The following is a 608-nucleotide window of genomic DNA, read 5'->3' as shown; positions in this document are numbered from 1 at the left end:
CGCGCTGCTTGCCGACTGGGGCGGCGCACAACGCTGGCTGAAGAGCGACGCGGCGCCCGCCGACGTGCAGCGCTTCGCCGCGCAAGCGGGCGGCCACGCGACCAGCTTCACGCCCGGCGCCGCGCCCGAGCCGTTCCAGCCGCTGCCGGCCGCGCTGCTGCGTGTGCACCGGCAACTCAAGGCACAGCTCGACCCGCACGCGATTTTCAATCCCGGCCGCCTGTACGCCGACTTCTGACGCGAACCCGATCCCGACCCGCCGATGCAAACCAATCTCAGCGAAGCAAGCAAGGCCCTCGACCGGGCCGACGAAGCGGAAGCGATCCTGCGCGCCTGCGTGCACTGCGGCTTCTGCAACGCGACCTGCCCGACCTACCAGGTGCTCGGCAACGAGCTCGACGGGCCGCGCGGGCGCATCTTCCTGATCAAGCAGCTGCTCGAAGGCGAGCCGTGCGGCGAGCGCACGCAGCAGCATCTCGACCGCTGCCTGACGTGCCGCAACTGCGAAACGACCTGCCCGTCCGGCGTGCGCTATCACACGCTGCTCGACATCGGCCGCGCGGAAGCCGAGAAGCGCGTGCAGCGGCCCGCGCGCGAGCGCCTGCTGA

The 608-nt window shown here is 71.2% G+C and carries 1 protein-coding gene and 1 pseudogene; both read left to right on the top strand.

What is annotated here, in order from left to right:
* A pseudogene (gene glcE / locus G3N64_RS39305) lies at nucleotides 1–238 on the top strand (glycolate oxidase subunit GlcE); the annotation flags it as partial.
* 24 nt (nucleotides 239–262) lie between these two features.
* The coding region (locus G3N64_RS39300) for a 4Fe-4S dicluster domain-containing protein (protein ID WP_205788924.1) at nucleotides 263–608 on the top strand (346 nt) is incomplete at its 3' end.

The sequence above is a fragment of the Burkholderia sp. Ac-20344 genome (assembly GCF_017104975.1).
Classification (GTDB): Bacteria; Pseudomonadota; Gammaproteobacteria; order Burkholderiales; family Burkholderiaceae; genus Burkholderia.
This window is presented reverse-complemented; position numbering and strand designations above follow the sequence as displayed.